Source organism: Mycobacterium sp. VKM Ac-1816D, assembly GCF_000416385.1.
Taxonomy (GTDB): Bacteria; Actinomycetota; Actinomycetes; order Mycobacteriales; family Mycobacteriaceae; genus Mycobacterium; species Mycobacterium neoaurum_A.
This window is the reverse complement of sequence record NZ_AOHQ01000144.1, coordinates 96,840-113,055: the sequence shown is the minus strand read 5'-3', so window position 1 is coordinate 113,055 and position 16,216 is coordinate 96,840. Positions and strand designations below refer to the sequence as shown.

18 protein-coding genes are annotated in these 16,216 nt (G+C 66.4%); 9 read left to right on the top strand and 9 right to left on the bottom strand.

Going from position 1 to position 16,216, the window contains the following annotated elements; all coding sequences use genetic code 11:
- Window positions 1–42: 42 nt before the first annotated feature.
- Genes smpB through prfB form a run of 6 tightly spaced genes read right to left on the bottom strand, consistent with a single transcriptional unit; the run spans window position 43 to window position 4,720 of the window.
- Window positions 43–546 carry an SsrA-binding protein SmpB gene (smpB, locus tag G154_RS22480; RefSeq protein WP_019514438.1) on the bottom strand — a complete coding sequence of 168 codons (504 nt, stop codon included), beginning with the start codon at window positions 544–546 and terminating at the stop codon, window positions 43–45.
- A 3-nt stretch (window positions 547–549) separates the two neighbouring features.
- Entirely contained in the window at window positions 550–1,443 is an 894-nt protein-coding gene (gene ftsX / locus G154_RS22475) for a permease-like cell division protein FtsX (RefSeq protein WP_019514437.1), read from the bottom strand.
- The gene (gene ftsE, locus G154_RS22470) at window positions 1,443–2,132 is read right to left on the bottom strand and encodes a cell division ATP-binding protein FtsE (RefSeq protein WP_019514436.1); all 690 of its coding nucleotides are present in this window, start codon (window positions 2,130–2,132) and stop codon (window positions 1,443–1,445) included. The genes ftsX and ftsE overlap by 1 nt, the downstream gene beginning before the upstream one ends.
- Before the next feature lie 35 nt (window positions 2,133–2,167).
- A complete protein-coding gene (locus tag G154_RS22465; protein WP_045546499.1) occupies window positions 2,168–2,629 on the bottom strand; it encodes a hypothetical protein in 462 nt (153 codons plus the stop codon).
- A 50-nt stretch (window positions 2,630–2,679) separates the two neighbouring features.
- A complete protein-coding gene (locus G154_RS22460; RefSeq protein WP_023985508.1) occupies window positions 2,680–3,612 on the bottom strand; it encodes a mechanosensitive ion channel family protein in 933 nt (310 codons plus the stop codon).
- The gene (gene prfB, locus G154_RS22455; RefSeq protein WP_019514433.1) at window positions 3,599–4,720 is read right to left on the bottom strand and encodes a peptide chain release factor 2; all 1,122 of its coding nucleotides are present in this window, start codon (window positions 4,718–4,720) and stop codon (window positions 3,599–3,601) included. Before prfB ends, G154_RS22460 begins: the two co-directional genes overlap by 14 nt.
- Window positions 4,721–4,862: 142 nt before the next feature.
- Here prfB and G154_RS22450 point away from each other — a divergent pair, with 142 nt between their 5' ends.
- On the top strand, window positions 4,863–6,212 hold the full coding sequence (locus G154_RS22450) for an FAD-dependent oxidoreductase (RefSeq protein ID WP_019514432.1): 1,350 nt from the start codon (window positions 4,863–4,865) through the stop codon (window positions 6,210–6,212).
- A gap of 176 nt (window positions 6,213–6,388) precedes the next feature.
- Here G154_RS22450 and G154_RS22445 read toward each other — a convergent pair whose 3' ends face one another.
- Entirely contained in the window at window positions 6,389–6,796 is a 408-nt protein-coding gene (locus G154_RS22445) for a PPOX class F420-dependent oxidoreductase (RefSeq protein WP_019514431.1), read from the bottom strand.
- Between the two features lie 8 nt (window positions 6,797–6,804).
- Window positions 6,805–7,233: a hypothetical protein gene (locus G154_RS22440; RefSeq protein WP_019514430.1), complete on the bottom strand. Its 429-nt coding sequence runs from the start codon at window positions 7,231–7,233 to the stop codon at window positions 6,805–6,807.
- 23 nt (window positions 7,234–7,256) lie between these two features.
- Here G154_RS22440 and hisN point away from each other — a divergent pair, with 23 nt between their 5' ends.
- The 4 genes from hisN to G154_RS22420 all read left to right on the top strand — a co-directional run bounded on the left by hisN (window position 7,257) and on the right by G154_RS22420 (window position 12,202).
- Complete coding sequence (gene hisN, locus G154_RS22435) at window positions 7,257–8,036, top strand: histidinol-phosphatase (protein ID WP_019514429.1); 780 nt, start codon at window positions 7,257–7,259, stop codon at window positions 8,034–8,036.
- An 81-nt stretch (window positions 8,037–8,117) separates the two neighbouring features.
- On the top strand, window positions 8,118–9,494 hold the full coding sequence (locus G154_RS22430; RefSeq protein ID WP_019514428.1) for an acyl-CoA dehydrogenase family protein: 1,377 nt from the start codon (window positions 8,118–8,120) through the stop codon (window positions 9,492–9,494).
- 28 nt (window positions 9,495–9,522) lie between these two features.
- Window positions 9,523–10,734 (top strand): acyl-CoA dehydrogenase family protein, encoded by a 1,212-nt coding sequence (locus G154_RS22425; protein WP_019514427.1) that lies wholly within the window; start codon window positions 9,523–9,525, stop codon window positions 10,732–10,734.
- A gap of 67 nt (window positions 10,735–10,801) precedes the next feature.
- Window positions 10,802–12,202, top strand: a complete 1,401-nt coding sequence (locus tag G154_RS22420) for an NAD(P)/FAD-dependent oxidoreductase (protein ID WP_019514426.1) — start codon at window positions 10,802–10,804, stop codon at window positions 12,200–12,202.
- 93 nt (window positions 12,203–12,295) lie between these two features.
- Here G154_RS22420 and G154_RS22415 read toward each other — a convergent pair whose 3' ends face one another.
- Window positions 12,296–13,267, bottom strand: coding sequence for an esterase family protein (locus tag G154_RS22415; protein WP_031601408.1), 972 nt, complete (start codon window positions 13,265–13,267; stop codon window positions 12,296–12,298).
- Between the two features lie 234 nt (window positions 13,268–13,501).
- On the opposite strand from G154_RS22415, the gene G154_RS22410 reads away from it, so the two are divergent.
- From G154_RS22410 to G154_RS22395, 4 genes are all read left to right on the top strand, one after another.
- Complete coding sequence (locus G154_RS22410) at window positions 13,502–14,068, top strand: TetR/AcrR family transcriptional regulator (RefSeq protein ID WP_019514424.1); 567 nt, start codon at window positions 13,502–13,504, stop codon at window positions 14,066–14,068.
- 36 nt (window positions 14,069–14,104) lie between these two features.
- Window positions 14,105–15,268, top strand: a complete 1,164-nt coding sequence (locus G154_RS22405) for an acyl-CoA dehydrogenase family protein (protein ID WP_019514423.1) — start codon at window positions 14,105–14,107, stop codon at window positions 15,266–15,268.
- An 18-nt stretch (window positions 15,269–15,286) separates the two neighbouring features.
- A complete protein-coding gene (locus G154_RS22400; RefSeq protein WP_019514422.1) occupies window positions 15,287–15,892 on the top strand; it encodes an NAD(P)H-dependent oxidoreductase in 606 nt (201 codons plus the stop codon).
- A gap of 120 nt (window positions 15,893–16,012) precedes the next feature.
- Complete coding sequence (locus tag G154_RS22395) at window positions 16,013–16,213, top strand: hypothetical protein (RefSeq protein ID WP_019514421.1); 201 nt, start codon at window positions 16,013–16,015, stop codon at window positions 16,211–16,213.
- Window positions 16,214–16,216: the final 3 nt, after the last annotated feature.

Below are 16,216 nucleotides of genomic sequence, written 5' to 3'. Positions count from 1 at the left end.
CGACGGAAACAACGCGCCGCAACCCGGCCGCAGGCGTGGGGTTCAGCGCATTCCCTTGGCGCGGCGGCCCAATTCGCGGATCACCTCGCGGTCGGCATCGCGTTTGGCGAGGTCCTGGCGCTTGTCGCGGGCCTCTTTACCGCGGGCCAGCGCCAGTTCGACCTTCACCTTGCCATCGACGAAGTACAGCGACAGCGGCACCAAGGTGAGGTTGCCGTCGCGGATCTTGCCGACCAGTGTGTCGATCTGACGGCGGTGCAGCAGCAGCTTGCGGTTGCGTCGCGGCGCGTGGTTGGTCCAGCTGCCGTGGTGATACTCGGCGATGTGCAGGTTGCGCAGCCAGATCTCACCATCGTCGACGGTGGCGAACGCGTCGACAAGGGAGGCCTGACCTTCGCGCAGGCTCTTGACCTCGGTGCCCACCAGCACTACGCCGGCCTCGAAGGTCTCCAGGATCGAATAGTTGTGCCGGGCCTTGCGATTGGTCGCAATGACGAAGTTGTTCGCCTTCTCGGCTTTGTCCGGTTTCTTGCTCTTGGTAGCCATCTTCTATCTTCGTACGTAGAGGCGCAGCGTCACGTACGCAGTGAGCCCGGCCATCGCCACACCCACGAACAGCAGGATCGGCGAGATATAAAGTATGTCCGCGAAGTCCAGTGGCGCAATCAAATTAGCCTGGGTGAACTGCGACAGCGCCTTCTCCAGGAACAGCGACCGCACCGTGAGCAGGCCGAGCAGCGCCAGCACCACGCCGATGAACGCGGCCAGCATCGCCTCCACGAGGAACGGCAGCTGGGTGTACCAGCGTGTCGCGCCGACCAGGCGCATGATGCCGATCTCGGTCCGCCGGGTGTACGCCGCAACCTGAACCATGTTGGCGATCAACAGGATCGCGCCGATCGCCTGCACCAGTGCCACCGCGAACGCCGCGTTGGACATGCCGTCGAGCAGCGCGAACAGCCGGTCGATCAGATCCTTCTGGTTCAGCACGTTGAGCACGCCGGGCTGGCCCTGCATCGCGCTGTCGAAATCGAGGTGTTGCTCGGGGTTCTCCAGCTTCACGATGAACGAGGCCGGGAACGCGTCCTTGCTGGCCACGTCCTTGAACGCCGGGATCTTCTTGATGGCGTCCTCGTAGGCATCAGCCTGGTTCAGGTAGCGCACCGAGCGGACGTCGTCGCGCGCGTCGATCTGCGCCCGCAGCGCCTTACACGGATCCTGATCGCATGTCGGATCGTTGGCCGAGACGTCGTTGGTGAGGAAGACCTGGCTTTCCACCCGGTCCAGATAGATGTCGCGAGACTGGTCGGCGACGCGCATCACCAGCAGACCCCCACCGAACAGGCCGATGGAGATGGCCGTGGTGAGGATCATGGCCACCGTCATGGTGACGTTGCGGCGAAGTCCGGTCCAGACCTCGTTGACCAAAAAGCCGAAGCGCACTAGCGATCCATTCCGTAGACACCGCGCTGTTCGTCGCGGATGAGCCGGCCCAGTTCCAGTTCGATGACGCGCTGACGCATCGAGTCCACGATGTGGTGATCGTGCGTGGCCATCAGAACGGTGGTGCCGGTGCGATTGATCCGCTCAAGCAGATCCATGATGTCCTTGCTGGTCTCCGGGTCCAGGTTGCCGGTCGGCTCATCGGCGATCAGCAGCAGGGGCCGGTTGACGAACGCCCTGGCGATCGCGACGCGCTGCTGTTCGCCACCGGAGAGTTCGTGCGGCAACCTTGCGGCCTTGCCGGACAGACCGACCATCTCCAGCACATCGGGCACGACGCGGTTGATCACGTCACCGCGCTTGCCGATCACCTCCAGCGCGAAGGCCACGTTCTCGAAGACCGTCTTCTGCTGCAGCAGCCGGAAGTCCTGGAAGACGCAACCGATCACCTGCCGCAGCTGCGGGATGTGCCGGTCGGCGAGCTTGTTGACGTGGAACTTGGAAACCCGGATATCGCCCTTGGACGGGTGCTCCGCGCCGAGCAGCAGGCGCATGAACGTCGACTTGCCCGAGCCGGACGGCCCGATCAGGAAGACGAACTCACCCTTGTCGATTTTGAGCGAGACGTCATCCAGTGCCGGGCGGGCAGAGGATTTGTACTGCTTGCTCACTTTGTCGAGGGTGATCATCACGGCACGCCAGTGTAGCGGGATCTCGACGTGTGTCAGTTCGGGCTGGGTGCGGGCGGTGGCGGTGTCGTCCCGGGGGCGGGAGCCGGACCGGGCAGCACCGGCAGCGTGATCGGCGGCAACAGGCCACCCGGACCGTCCGGATCGATCACCGTCGTGGTGGGTTGCCCATCTGTGGTCGGCTCACCGCTCGGCGTGGCCGGGTCATCGGGTCCAGGGGTGCCCGACGTCGTCGTGGGCGATGTCGTGGTGGTCGTGGGCTCCGGCGGCTCGGTGGTCGTCGGGGTCGTGGTGCTCGGGTAGGTCGTCTGCGGGCGTTCGTAGACCTGCGTGCGCGGCACCCAGGTGTAATCCGGGTCGGGCACGAACCCCGGCGGCACGGTCTGGGTGATCGGGGGCGGCTCCGGCGGCGGTTGATAGGTCTCGTAGAGCCATGCGGTGCAGAAGAACGCGACGATCAATCCCACCGTCGAGGTGCGCATCCGCCCGCCGAACATGTAGGTCGGCCAGCGCTTGTTGTCGTCACCGGTGGACCGGGTTACCAGTTTCACTGACTGCGGACCTCCGAGTTCGCGGCCAGCGGGGTGGACTCCGGCTTGGACACGATCCCGGCCCGGGCCAGCGCCGCGATGACCAACAGGCGCAATTGCCTGCCCACCTCGAACTGCTTACCGGGCAGGGTGCGCGCCACCATCCGCAGGTTCACGGTGTCCAGTTCCAGGCTTTCCACACCCATCAGCTGGGGCCGGTCCAGCAACAGCTCGCTCATGTGCGGGTCTTTCATCGCGTTCTCGCATACCCCGTGCAGCAGCTCGTTGACCGAGTTGAGGTCGGCGGTGGTCGGCACCGGGATGTCGACCACGGCGCGCGCCCAGTCCTTGGACAGGTTGAGCGATTTCATGATCTGGCCGTTGGGGATCGTGAAGACCTCACCGTCGCTGGTGCGCAACTTGGTCACTCGCAGGGTGACGTCCTCGACGGTGCCGGTGGCGTCGTTGGAGGCACCGAGGGTCAGCGTCACCAGGTCACCGAATCCGTACTGCTTCTCGGTGATGATGAAGAACCCCGACAGCAGGTCCTGCACGATGCGCTGCGCCCCGAAACCGAGTGCCGCACCGAGCACGGCGGCGGGCGCCACCAAGGATCCGACGGGGATGGCCAGGATGTCGGTGATCTGCAGCAGCACCACCACGCAGATCAGGGCGATGGTGACCCAGGAGATGACCGACGCGACGGCCTGCCGGTGCTTGGCCGTCTCGGTGCGCACCAGCGCGTCGCTCTCCCGGAAGTCGGCGTCGATCCGGCGCGTGATCCGCTGGGCGGCCCAGTTGACGAACCGCGCGATCAGGATGGCGGCGATGACCAACATGACGATGCGCAGACCGCGGGTGATGATCCACTCGCCGATCTCGCCGCGCCAGAAGTCATGCCAGCGGTCGGCCACTGACATCGCGAGAACCGTGCCGTTAGTCGTCGTCATCTTTCCTATTGCGCCATCGGATACCGGCTTCCAGGAAACCGTCGATATCGCCGTCGAGCACCGCGGCCGGACTTCCGACCTCGTATTCGGTGCGGAGGTCTTTCACCATTTGGTAGGGGTGCAGAACATAGGACCGCATCTGGTTACCCCAGGAGCTGCCGCTGTCACTCTTGAGTGCATCCATCTCGGCGCGCTCTTCCTGGCGCTTGCGTTCCAGCAGCTTGGCCTGCAACACGCGCATTGCCGACACCTTGTTCTGCAGCTGGGACTTCTCATTCTGACAGGTGACGACGATGCCGGTCGGGATGTGGGTCAACCGGACCGCGGAGTCGGTGGTGTTGACCGACTGCCCGCCGGGACCGCTGGAGCGGTACACGTCGACGCGGATATCGCCCTCGGGGATCTCGATGTGGTCCGTGGTTTCGGTGACGGGCAACACCTCGACCTCGGCGAAGGATGTCTGGCGGCGGCCCTGGTTGTCGAAGGGGCTGATCCGCACCAGACGGTGGGTGCCCTGCTCGACCGAGAGCGTTCCGTATGCGTACGGGGCGTGCACCGCGAAGGTGGCGCTCTTGATACCGGCCTCCTCCGCGTAGGAGGTGTCGAAGACCTCGACCGGGTACTTGTGCGCCTCGGCCCACCGGATGTACATCCGCATCAGCATCTCCGCCCAATCGGCGGCGTCGACACCACCGGCGCCGGAGCGGATGTTGACCAGCGCCTCGCGCTCGTCGTACTCGCCGGACAGCAGGGTACGGACCTCCATGGCCTCGATGTCCTCGCGCAGCTTGGCCAGTTCGGCATTGGCCTCTTCCAAGGCCTCGGTGCCGCCGGCCTCCCCACCCTCCTCGGCGGCCAGTTCGTAGAGCACCGGCAGGTCCTCGACGCGCTGGCGCAGCTCCTCGACGCGGCGCAATTCGTTCTGCGCGTGCGACAGCTCGCTGGTCACTTTCTGGGCGTGGGACTGGTCGTTCCACAGGGTGGGGTCGGCGGCCTCTGCTTCGAGTGTGACGATGCGGGCGCGCAGACCCTCGACATCGAGCACCCGCTCCACGGTCGTCAACGTGGTGTCGAGGGCGGCGATATCGGCAAGACGGTCTGGATCCACGATTGTTGAGGTTACCGGTCGGCTTCGCCCGACTCGGCCCTCGATCGGTGCTGCGCAGCTAGGCTCGGGTGCGCAAACCCCCTCCGGCATCGACGCGACAGCCCCTTGCGCGACGCCGGTCAGCCTCACGAAAAGGCCATGCATGCGCCCGTACCACGTGGCGATCGTCGGCTCTGGACCGTCCGGGTTCTTTGCCGCCGCATCGTTGTTGAAAGCCGGCCAGGACGGCCGCGACTTCCGTGTCGACATGATCGAGATGCTGCCGACCCCCTGGGGGCTGGTTCGCTCCGGTGTCGCGCCGGACCATCCGAAGATCAAGTCGATCAGCGCGCAGTTCGCCAAGACCGCCGAGGATCCGCGCTTCCGTTTCTTCGGCAATGTCGGCGTCGGCGAACACGTGCACGCCGCCGAGTTGGCCGAACGCTACGACGCGGTGATCTACGCCGTCGGCGCCCAGTCCGACCGGGTGCTCGGCATCCCCGGTGAGGACCTGCCCGGCAGCGTCTCCGCGGTCGATTTCGTCGGTTGGTACAACGGGCACCCGCATTTCGAGGAGACCGAACCCGACCTCGACGTCGAGCGCGCGGTGGTGATCGGCAACGGCAACGTGGCACTCGACGTCGCGCGGATCCTGATCAGTGAGCCGCAGATACTGGCCCAGACCGATATCGCCGACCACGCACTGGATCGGCTCGGAACCAGGGCCGTGCAGGAGGTGATCGTGGTGGGCAGGCGGGGCCCGCTGCAGGCGCCGTTCACGACCATGGAGTTGCGCGAGCTCGGGCACATGGAGCAGATGGCCGAGGTGGACGTCGTCGTCGAGCGCGCCGATTTCGACGGCATCACCGAGGCGGATCTGGCGGCCGCCGACAAGACCGTGCGCACCAACATCAAGGTGCTGCGCGAATATGCCGAGCTGCAGCCGGCAGGGGCACCGCGGCGGGTGGTGTTCCGCTTCGCGACCTCACCGGTGGAGCTCCGCGGCACCGACAAGGTCGAGTCGATCGTGTTGGGCCGCAATGAACTGGTCGACGAGGGCGGCCGGGTGGTGGCCAAGGACACCGGCGAGCGCGAGGAGTTACCGGTACAGCTGGTGGTGCGCGCGGTCGGCTACCGCGGTGTCGCCGTGGACGGGCTGCCGTTCGACGAACGTTCCGGGACCATCCCGCATGAGAACGGCCGCATCGCGGGCCGCGAGCACGAGTATGTGGTCGGCTGGATCAAGCGCGGACCGTCCGGGGTGATCGGCTCGAACAAGAAGGACTCCGCCGACACCGTCGAGACGCTGTTGGCCGATCTCGGTGAGCCGCGGTTCGACGATGGGCACGCCCAGGAGCTGCATGACTGGTTGCTGTCGCGACAGCCCCGACTGGTCACCGATGCGCACTGGGAACGCATCGATGCCCACGAGCGCGCGATCGGCGAGGCGCAGCACCGGCCGCGGGTGAAGGTCGCCAACGTCGAGAAGTTGCTGGGGATAGCGCACGGCTGACGCACGCGGTGTTTCAGGCTCCCCGGGCACCCGAGCAGTACCGGGTTGAATGCTTCGGACGAGATTCTGCTGACGGTTGCGCTCAGGCCTCGACGGGGCCGTGACGACAACCTTGAGGCCGATCTCGCCCGAGGCGCTTTATCGGACTGTCAGGGCTCGGCCCGTCGAGCCGCCGTTCACTCCCCCGGCGGCGGGGTGATCTTCTCGGCGGCGATGGTGAGGATGAGCCGGGTCTCGTCGGGATTACCGCTGAAGTAGGGGTAGGGAATGCCGAGGTACTTCTGCGAGATCTCGTGGATGCTCTCGTGTCCACCCTCGGTCGTCGTGACCGCGACGCGTCCGCGGATGGCATAAAAGCGCCGGATGTCGTCGGGGTCGGCGACATTGATCGCGATCCGCGGGTCGCGGGCGAGGTTGCGGTCCTTCTGTGAGCCGCCGACGATGTTGAGCACGATGTGCTCACCGTCGGTGTGCACCCATGTCTCGGTCAACTGAGGCGCGCCGTCGGGCATCAGCGTGGCCACGAAGCAGGGGCTCGGTTTACGCAGCAGGTCGAGCAGACCCTGCGGAAGCTGTTGCGACATGGGCACTCTCAGTTGGAGTTCGGATAATTGGGCGGCGGTGGCGGCTGATTCGGCGGTGGCGGTGGCGGATACTCCGGCGGTGGCGCATCCAGCGGAGCGAAACCCCACTTGTCCGGATTCTTGGGCGAGTAGACGACGTCGATGAGCTGACCGATGGTCGGCCACTGATCGACGTCGACGACCATCCGCTGATAGACCACATGTTCGTTGACCGTGGGCCCGTTGATCACCCCGCTGATCGTGACGAACTGCTCACCGACCTCATCGGGACGCGGGCTGACACCGGTGACCAGCAGCGTGCCCGGCGCCATGTTCGCGGCGCGTCCTCCACCGAATCCGGCCCCGCCGCCACCGGCGGCGGCACGCTTTTGGATCCACGGCCGCGCTATCAGGACCAGGGCACCCACCAACAGCAGGATCATCGCGAATTCGACCACGCCACCATGGTAGGCATGCGGGCATGACCGACGTCGCCGATGATCTCGCCCTCGCCCTGCAACTCGCCGATCAGGCCGACGCCCTGACCATGGACCGGTTCGGCGCCCTGGATCTCGCCGTCGAGACGAAACCTGATCTGACACCTGTCACCGATGCCGACAAGGGAGCAGAAGAAGCGCTGCGCGCCACGCTGACCGCCGCTCGCCCCGGTGATGGCATCTTCGGCGAAGAGTTCGGCGGCGCACCGGTTTCGACGGGACGGGTGTGGGTGCTGGACCCGATCGACGGGACCAAGAACTTCGTCAGGGGGGTGCCGGTGTGGTGCACCTTGATCGCCCTGATCTCCGACAGCGTGCCGGTCGTCGGCGTCATCAGCGCGCCGGCGTTGGGCAGGCGATGGTGGGCCGCGCACGGTCTCGGCGCGCATACGTCGTTCGGCGGCGGGCAGCGGCGCATCCAGGTCTCCGGGGTCAGGGAGCTGTCCTCGGCGAGCCTGTCCTATTCGGATCTGACGACCGGTTGGGACGACCGTCGGGAGCGGTTCGTCGCGTTGACCGACGAGGTGTGGCGGGTGCGCGCCTACGGGGATTTCTGGTCCTACTGCCTGGTCGCCGAGGGCGCGGTCGACATCGCCTGCGAACCCGAGGTGAAGGTCTGGGACATCGCTCCGCTGGACATTCTGATCCGGGAGGCCGGCGGAACGTTCAGCAGCCTGGACGGAGCGGCGGGGCCGCACGGCGGCAGTGCCCTGGCCACCAACGGTCACCTGCACGAGGCGGTGCGCGCACGCCTTTCCGTGTGACGTTGATAACAGCCATACGCTATCTTACTCTGGAGTAAGATAGCGTCACGACGCACGTTGCCCCAACCACGTGAGGCTGTGATGACAAATCTCGAATCCCGACCCAAGCGCACCGGCCCGGAAAGCGCCGTCGGACTCCAGAAACACAAGCGCACCGCGACCGATATCGGGATCGCCCTGCTCACCCCGCTGATGGGCCAGGAGTTCCTGGACCGCTACGGCCTGCGCGATCCGCTCAACAAGGGTCTGCGCTACGGCGTGAAGACGGCATTCTCGGCCGCCGGCGCAGGATCCCGCCAGTTCAAGCGCATCCAGAACATCGGCGGCTCCCCCACCCGGCTGGCAGCAAAGGAGTCGGACTACTTCGATCTGACCCCCGACGACGACCAGAAGATGATCGTCGAGACGGTGGCCGAGTTCGCCGAGGAGATCCTGCGACCGGCGGCCCACGACGCCGACGCCGCGGCCAACTATCCCCCTGATCTGATCGCCAAGGCGGCCGAGATCGGCGTGACGTCGTTGAGCATCCCGGAGAGTTTCGACGGGATCGCCGAGCACCGCAGCACCGTCACCGCGGCACTGGTCGCCGAGGCCCTGGCCTACGGGGACATGGGACTGGCACTGCCCATCCTGGCTCCGGCCGGCGTCGCATCGGCCCTGACCCATTGGGGCAGCGCCGAGCAGCAGGCGACCTACCTGCCCGAGTTCGCCGGCGAGAAGGTTCCCCAAGCATGCCTGGCGATCGCCGAACCGCACGCCCTCTTCGATCCCACCGCACTGAAGACGACGGCGGTGCGGACCCCGGGCGGATACCGGCTGTCCGGGGTGAAGTCGCTGGTTCCCGCCGCGGCCGACGCCGAGCTGTTCATCATCGCGGCCGCGCTGAACGGCAAGCCCGCGCTGTTCATCGTCGAATCCTCCAGTGCGGGGGTCACGGTCGAGGCCGACCCGTCGATGGGTATCCGGGCCGCGGCGCTGGGCCGTATCGCACTCGACGACGTCGCCGTTCCGCTGCACAACCGGCTCGGCGAGGACGGCGCATCCGATCAGGACTACTCGGAAGCCATCGCGTACTCCCGGTTGGGTTGGGCCGCATTGGCTGTCGGCACCTCGCACGCGGTGCTCGATTACGTCATCCCGTACATCAAGGAGCGCGAAGCGTTCGGCGAGCCGATCGCCCACCGGCAGGCCGTCGCCTTCATGACCGCCAATATCGCCATCGAGCTCGACGGTCTGCGGCTTATCACCTGGCGCGGTGCCGCCCGGGCCGAGCAGGGACTGACCTTCGCTCGGGAAGCGGCCCTGGCCAAGCGAATTGCCACCGACAAGGGTATGCAGATCGGCCTGGACGGGGTGCAGCTGCTCGGTGGCCACGGCTACACCAAGGAACACCCGGTCGAACGCTGGTACCGCGATCTGCGGGCACTCGGCGTCGCCGAGGGTGTCGTCGTCCTGTAGCAGCCGGGTTCCCTAGAAAGGTCTTGTCATGGCAATCAATCTGGAAATGCCGCGCAAACTGCGGGCAGTCATCGAAAAGGGACATCAGGGTGCCGCCGAGATGCTGCGCCCCATCTCCCGCAAGTACGACCTCGCCGAGCACGCCTACCCGGTCGAGCTCGACACGCTGGCCACGCTGTTCGAAGGAATCTCGGCGGCCAAGACCATCTCCTTCGCAGGCGCCGATGGCGTGGGCGGCGGTGACGTCGACGGCAAGTCGAATATCAACGGCGCCAACATGTCCGCACTGGTGAACGCGCTCGAGGTGTCCTGGGGTGACGTCGCGCTACTGCTGTCGATTCCCTTCCAGGGTCTGGGCAACGCCGCGATCTCCAGTGTGGCGACCAAGGAGCAGCTCGAGCGACTCGGCAAGGTGTGGGCCGCGATGGCGATCACCGAGCCGGGCTTCGGCTCCGATTCGGCCGCGGTGACCACCACCGCGGTGCTCGACGGCGACGAGTATGTGATCAACGGCGAGAAGATCTATGTCACGGCCGGATCGCGGGCCAGCCATATCGTGGTGTGGGCAACGGTCGACAAGTCGTTGGGCCGCGCCGCGATCAAGTCGTTCATCGTTCCCCGTGAACATCCTGGCGTCACCGTCGAACGGCTCGAGCACAAGCTCGGCATCAAGGCCTCCGATACCGCGGCAATCCGCTTCGAGAATGCCCGGATCCCCAAGGAGAACCTGCTTGGTGATCCGGAAGTCAAGGTGGACAAGGGTTTCGGCGGGGTCATGGAGACCTTCGACAACACCCGGCCGATCGTGGCGGCGATGGCCGTCGGCGTGGCGCGCGCCGCGTTGGAGGAACTGCGGGTCATCCTCACCGAGGCGGGCATCGAGATCTCCTACGACAAGCCCGCACACGCCCAGAGCGCACCGGCCGCCGAGTTCCTCCGCATGGAGGCCGAGTGGGAGGCCGGCTATCTGCTGACCGTGCGGTCGGCATGGCAGGCCGACAACAAGATCCCGAACTCCAAAGAGGCCTCCATGGGTAAGGCCAAGGCCGCCCGGGTCGGCAGTGACATCACGTTGAAGGCTGTCGAGATGGCCGGCACGGTCGGTTACTCCGAACAGTCGCTGCTGGAGAAGTGGGCTCGTGACTCGAAGATCCTGGACATCTTCGAGGGCACCCAGCAGATCCAGCAACTGGTGGTGGCCCGCCGTCTGCTGGGGCTCTCCTCTGCCGAATTGAAGTAGTCCGTCTGGCAAATATGAGTAGCGCACTACTCTAAGTGGCGGCACTCAGGTCCCGCAGACTTCGAGTATGGCGATCGTTGGCGAGCGGGCGGTGGTGCTGGGAGGGAGCATCGCCGGCCTGCTCGCCGCGCGCGTCCTCGCCGAGCACTACCGGAGCGTCACCATCGTCGAACGCGATGACCTGACCGAGGACCCGGACGCCCGCCGCGGCGTATCGCATTTTCGCTACGGCCGGGTCTTGCCGCCCGCGGCCACCGTGCTACTCGCTGAACTGTTTCCGGGGTTCGAGGACGATCTCGCCGCTGAGGGTGTCCCCTCGTTACGCGGCGATACCCTCACCCGACTGCACATCCACTTCGGCGGGCACCTCCTGGCCCAGCACCGCGATATCCACCGCCCCGACGCGGCGACACTGCACTTCCCCAGTTCGGGGTTGGTCGAGCGCACCATCCGCAGGCGGGTCCAGGCCATGGGAAATGTGACCATCCTCGATGATCGACTTGTCATCGGGTTGGCCGGCACCGACGATGCATCGGGTATCACGGGTGTCGAGGTTGCGCACGGCCGGACAGCGTCCGTGCTGGACGCCGACCTCGTCGTCGATGCCACCGGCCGTGCGTCACGCACGCCCGTGCTCCTCGAACAACTGGGCTACAGCAGGCCGCCCGAAGACGATGTCATCGTCAAACTGGCCTACGCCAGCCAGCGCCTGCAGATGCCCTCCGACGCCATCCCCGAGCGGATGGTGGCGTTCTTTCCGGAACCCGAGCGACCATCGATGTGGTCACTGGTCGGCCATGAGAAGAACACCTGGACGCTCACCGTCGGCTCGGTGGCGGGCCACCCACCGCCGGCCGGCCGCCCGGAGATGCTCGCCATCGGTGATGGCCTGGTACCCGATCGGGTGCTGGCGGCGGTGCGCGCCGCGACCCCGGTCGGGGAAGCGGTGCACTTCCGGGTGCCGTCGAACAGGTGGCGTCGTTATGACAAGCTCAGGCGCTTCCCGCGTGGCCTGCTGGTGATCGGCGACGCGATCTGCAGTGTCAACCCGATCTATGGACAGGGTCTGACCTTGTCGGCCATCGAGGCGACCATCCTGCGCGATTGCCTGCGCTACGGCGACGACGATCTGGGGCGGCGGTTCTTCCGCGCGTGCACCCCGAGGTTGCGGATGGCATGGCGTATCGCGGTCGGTTCGGACCTGGCGCTGCCGGAGGTCGAGGGGCATCGCCGGCTCTGGGTGCGCGTGGCCCGGCCCTACCTGGCTGCCGTATCGGCGGCCGCCGAAATCGATCCACACGTCGCCGTGGAGCTGATCAAGGTGACCGGAATGCTGGATTCACCCAGCCAACTCATGCGGCCCGCGTTCGTGCGCCGGGTCGTACGCGCCAACCGGACTCGGCGCGGGTCGCGATCTGAGGGGAATCGCGACCCGCGCCGCACTCAGCTCGTCCAGCAGGGGCGATAAGACGGGGGTACCGGGGGGAACCCCTGGGGGGGAAAAAGGAAATCCCCCCGAGGCCGCAGGGCCTCGGGGGGATTTTCGCTTTCATTACCTGGTTCAGGCGCCCAGGACGCGCTGCAGATCAGGCTTCATGGCCTGCAGCTCCCGGCCCCAGTACGCCCAGTTGTGCGTGCCGTTGTCCGGGAAGTTGAACACACCGTTGGCGCCACCCGCGGCCAGGTAGTTGTCACGGAAGGTGATGTTGGTGCGGATGGTCAGATCCTCGAGGAAGGTTGCGGGCAGGTCGCCGCCACCGAGCTCGTTGGGCTTGCCGTTACCGCAGTAGACCCAGAGGCGGGTGTTGTTGGCCACCAGGGTCGGGATGTTGACCATCGGGTCGTTGCGCTTCCAACCGCTGTTGGGATCCTGGGTCTTACCCCACATGTCGTCGGCCTTGAAGCCGCCGGCGTCACCCATCGCGATGTTGATCAGGAACGGCCACCAGCCCTCGGAGGGGTTCAGGAAGCCCGACATGGAGGCGGCGTAGATGAACTGCTGGGGGTGCCAGGTGGCCAGGTTCAGCGCGGCCGAACCGGCCATCGACAGACCGACCGCGGCGCTGCCGGTGGGCTTGACGGCCTTGTTGGCCTGCAGGTAGGCCGGGAGCTCCTGGGTCAGGAAGGTCTCCCACTTGTAGGTGACGGTCGGACCCTTGTTACGGGCCGGTGCGTACCAGTCGGCGTAGAAGCTGGACTGGCCACCGACGGGCATGACGACCGACAGACCGGAGTCCAGGTACCACTCGAAGGCCTGGGTGTTGATGTCCCAGCCGCTGAAGTCCTCCTGCGCACGCAGGCCGTCCAGCAGGTAGACCGCGGGCGAGTTCTCGCCACCGCTCTGGAACTGGATCTTGATATCGCGGCCCATTCCGGCCGAGGGCACCATCAGGTACTCAACCGGCAGTCCGGGGCGGGAGAAGGCACCGGCGGTGGCCGTCTCACCCGCTACAGCGATCGCGCCAGGCACGACCAGCGCGGCCGCAGCTGCGGCCCCGATCCGGCGCATCCACCGGCCAACAACGTTCTGCATGTATTTCTTCCCAACTCTAATTGTTCACGGTCCCGCCCGACCCTCGGTGCTGTGTGCCCAACACCCAGAGATACCGCAGTGCTCCCTTGCACTGCGGTATCCGTGTCCGCTCGCATTGACTCCGATTGGATTGCGGAGCGGACCGAGAATTCAGTTGTCGCGACTTGCAGTAAAACATGCAGCCAGCACGTACAGAAAGTCAGGTAGTCGGCGCGCCGTCGTAGGCTGCCGGTCATGACGACCGCTCCGAAGCCGTCCGGCAGCCGCCTGACCACGGATGACTGGCTTCAGGCCGGCTACACGATCCTCGCTGAGGACGGTCTCAAATCTCTCAAAATAGATGCGCTGTGTCGACGCCTCGGCGTGACCAAGGGCAGCTTCTATTGGCACTTCCACGACATGGCGGGCTACCGGGCCGCGCTCATCGAGTCCTGGGGCGATCTGCGTGATGACGATCGGAGCCGAATCGAGACTGTCGACGAGCTGCCCCCGCGAGACCGGCTGGTCCAGATGATGGCGTCCCTGGTCAGTCCGCGGCACTGGACCCTGGAGCGGGCCATGCGCGAGTGGGCCCGCACCGACGAGGCCGTCGCCGACAGCGTGCGTGCCGCCGACCGACGCATCCTGGCCGCGGTGCGCAGAGCGTTCGAGGACCTCGGCTTCGACGCCGACGATGCAGATCTGCGCGCCAACGCCACCTTCGCCGCGGGTATCGGCTTTCTGCACCTGTTGGGCCACGCCCCCGACAGCCGATTGTCCGAGAAGAGCGAGCGGTTTCTCGACCTGATGGTGGCCCACTGACCATCTCCGTACCAAAAGGTATGGTAAGTTTTCGGCATGACGACGATCGAGGCGCGCGGCGTGATCACCGATGAGTTCGTGGCGGCTTTGGCCGAGCGCGCCGAGGAGGCCGAGACCCTGCGCCGGCTGCCCGAGGCCACGGTGGCCGACCTGACCGCCTCCGGATTCACCGAATTGTTGGTCCCAGCGGCCTACGGCGGCCTGCAGGCGCCGTTCCCGGCCCTGCTCGACCCGGTTCGCCGGATGGCCCACGGTTGCACCTCCAGCGCGTGGACCATCGGCTTCCTGACCCTGCACAACTGGATGCTCGCGCTGTTCGGCGAGCAGGCCCAGCAGGAGGCGTTCGCCGACCGCCCGTTCCTGGCCCCGGCCCCGCTCGCGCCGACCGGCCGGGGCGTTCCCGTCGACGGCGGCATCCGGCTGACCGGCCGCTGGTCCTGGGCCACCGGCGTGATGCACGCCAATTGGATCATCGTGTGCGCGCTGTGCGGGCCGGATGACGGCCTGTTCCCGGCGCTGGCACTGCTTCCGGCCGGCGATATCACCGTCGAGGACGTCTGGCACACCGACGGCATGCGGGCGACGGGCTCCAACGACGCCATGGTCACCGATGTGTTCGTGCCCGAGCACCGACTGGTGCGGGTCACCGACATCTATGCCGGCACCGCACCCGGCGCGGGACTGCACGACAGCGCCACCTACCGCTGGCCGATGGTGCCCGCCTTGGCCCTGCTGTCGGCGATGCCCGCCCTCGGCAGCGCCGAACGCGTGACCGAGACCTACGCCCAGCGCCTGGCCGAGCGCGTGCTGGCCTACGAGGGCGTCATGCAGAAGGACAAACCGATCGCACAGGCCCGCCTGGCGGGCGCACAGGTGCGCCTTCGCGCCCTGCGCGGACTGCTCGCCGACACCGTCGGCGAGATCGAGACGGTTGTGGCGGCGGGTGACAGCGTCGACAAGCCGGTTCGCGCGCAGGCCCGGTTGGCGGCGGCGCACATCGTTGCGGAGTCCAAGGCCGTGATCACCGATCTGATGGGCGCAGGCGGCGCGAGCATCCACTTCCTGTCCAGCCCCATGCAGCGTTTCAAGCGCGATGTGGACGTGCTGTCCGGCCACGTCGTCTTCGATTACGACACCGCGCGGGAGCTGGCCGGCGCCCTGAGCCTCGGCATGAAGATCCCCCGTACCTCGATGATCTAGGCAGCGGTGGTGTCCAGCATGAACACCCTCTGGATCGAGGGCAGCCCGAAGGGCGATGATGCACTGTCCTCTCAGCTTGCCGAAGCATTCCTGGAAGGCACTCGTTACCAACGCTTCTCGGTATGGGATGAGGATCTGCTGAGATTCGGCCACGATGCGGCGGTGGCCAAGTTCGCTCCACTGTTCGGCGAAAGCGTCACCGCGCAACAGCAGGACATCTGGCAGCAGGTGCTCGACGAGATCGAGCGGGTGCGCAGTTTCGACCGGCTGGTGATCTCGTCACCGATGTGGAACTGGCACATACCCCATGCGCTGAAGGCCTGGATCGACATCATCGTGCAGCCGATCGCCAGCTTCACCCTCGACGCCGGAGGGCGACATGTCGGCACCCTCGGCGACGGGAAGCCGGTGCAGCTCATCCTGACCCGTAGCAGCGCCTACGACGGACGACATCCCGAGCTGAACGATTTCCAGCGCCCGTATCTTGAGTATGTATTCGGCATGCTCGGCTACCGGGTTCAGACGCTCGTGATCGAGCCCACAACCCGCTGGACGCCCGAAGAGCGGGCACAGATGCGCACCGAGGCAATCGAATTGGCTCGCCGGGCCGGACATCACCACTGACCAGCGTCGATCGTCGCAAATCCGAGCTTCCCACCGTCGGCACGTAGCATTACCGCGACCCTCTGACACTCGGCGGACGACACGCGACGCCGATCGACGGCACCGATATGAGATAGCGACATGAGCGACGAGACATCTGCGGGCGAGGCCATCGCGCTCGCCGACCCGCAGGAGCCACCGAAGCCGCGCGCACCGGCCACCCCGGCCGGAGAGGATGGCGCGACCACTCCGGGTGGGCCCGTCATGGTTCTGGTGGGCGTGAGCGCGTTCATCACGTACAAGGTGTGGCGATATCGGCGCCGGCGGGCGCACCGCCGCTAGCGG

Excerpts from the sequence above, each read along its gene's own strand:
- smpB (WP_019514438.1), bottom strand. The coding sequence starts at position 546 with ATGGCTACCAAGAGCAAGAAACCGGACAAAGCCGAGAAGGCGAACAAC.
- G154_RS22430 (WP_019514428.1), top strand. The coding sequence starts at position 8,118 with ATGACAAATCTCGAATCCCGACCCAAGCGCACCGGCCCGGAAAGCGCC.
- ftsE (WP_019514436.1), bottom strand. The coding sequence starts at position 2,132 with ATGATCACCCTCGACAAAGTGAGCAAGCAGTACAAATCCTCTGCCCGC.
- G154_RS22400 (WP_019514422.1), top strand. The coding sequence starts at position 15,287 with ATGAACACCCTCTGGATCGAGGGCAGCCCGAAGGGCGATGATGCACTG.
- G154_RS22405 (WP_019514423.1), top strand. The coding sequence starts at position 14,105 with ATGACGACGATCGAGGCGCGCGGCGTGATCACCGATGAGTTCGTGGCG.
- G154_RS22450 (WP_019514432.1), top strand. The coding sequence starts at position 4,863 with ATGCGCCCGTACCACGTGGCGATCGTCGGCTCTGGACCGTCCGGGTTC.
- G154_RS22425 (WP_019514427.1), top strand. The coding sequence starts at position 9,523 with ATGGCAATCAATCTGGAAATGCCGCGCAAACTGCGGGCAGTCATCGAA.
- G154_RS22410 (WP_019514424.1), top strand. The coding sequence starts at position 13,502 with ATGACGACCGCTCCGAAGCCGTCCGGCAGCCGCCTGACCACGGATGAC.
- G154_RS22460 (WP_023985508.1), bottom strand. The coding sequence starts at position 3,612 with ATGACGACGACTAACGGCACGGTTCTCGCGATGTCAGTGGCCGACCGC.
- hisN (WP_019514429.1), top strand. The coding sequence starts at position 7,257 with ATGACCGACGTCGCCGATGATCTCGCCCTCGCCCTGCAACTCGCCGAT.
- G154_RS22465 (WP_045546499.1), bottom strand. The coding sequence starts at position 2,629 with ATGTTCGGCGGGCGGATGCGCACCTCGACGGTGGGATTGATCGTCGCG.
- G154_RS22445 (WP_019514431.1), bottom strand. The coding sequence starts at position 6,796 with ATGTCGCAACAGCTTCCGCAGGGTCTGCTCGACCTGCTGCGTAAACCG.
- G154_RS22395 (WP_019514421.1), top strand. The coding sequence starts at position 16,013 with ATGAGCGACGAGACATCTGCGGGCGAGGCCATCGCGCTCGCCGACCCG.
- G154_RS22420 (WP_019514426.1), top strand. The coding sequence starts at position 10,802 with ATGGCGATCGTTGGCGAGCGGGCGGTGGTGCTGGGAGGGAGCATCGCC.
- G154_RS22415 (WP_031601408.1), bottom strand. The coding sequence starts at position 13,267 with ATGCAGAACGTTGTTGGCCGGTGGATGCGCCGGATCGGGGCCGCAGCT.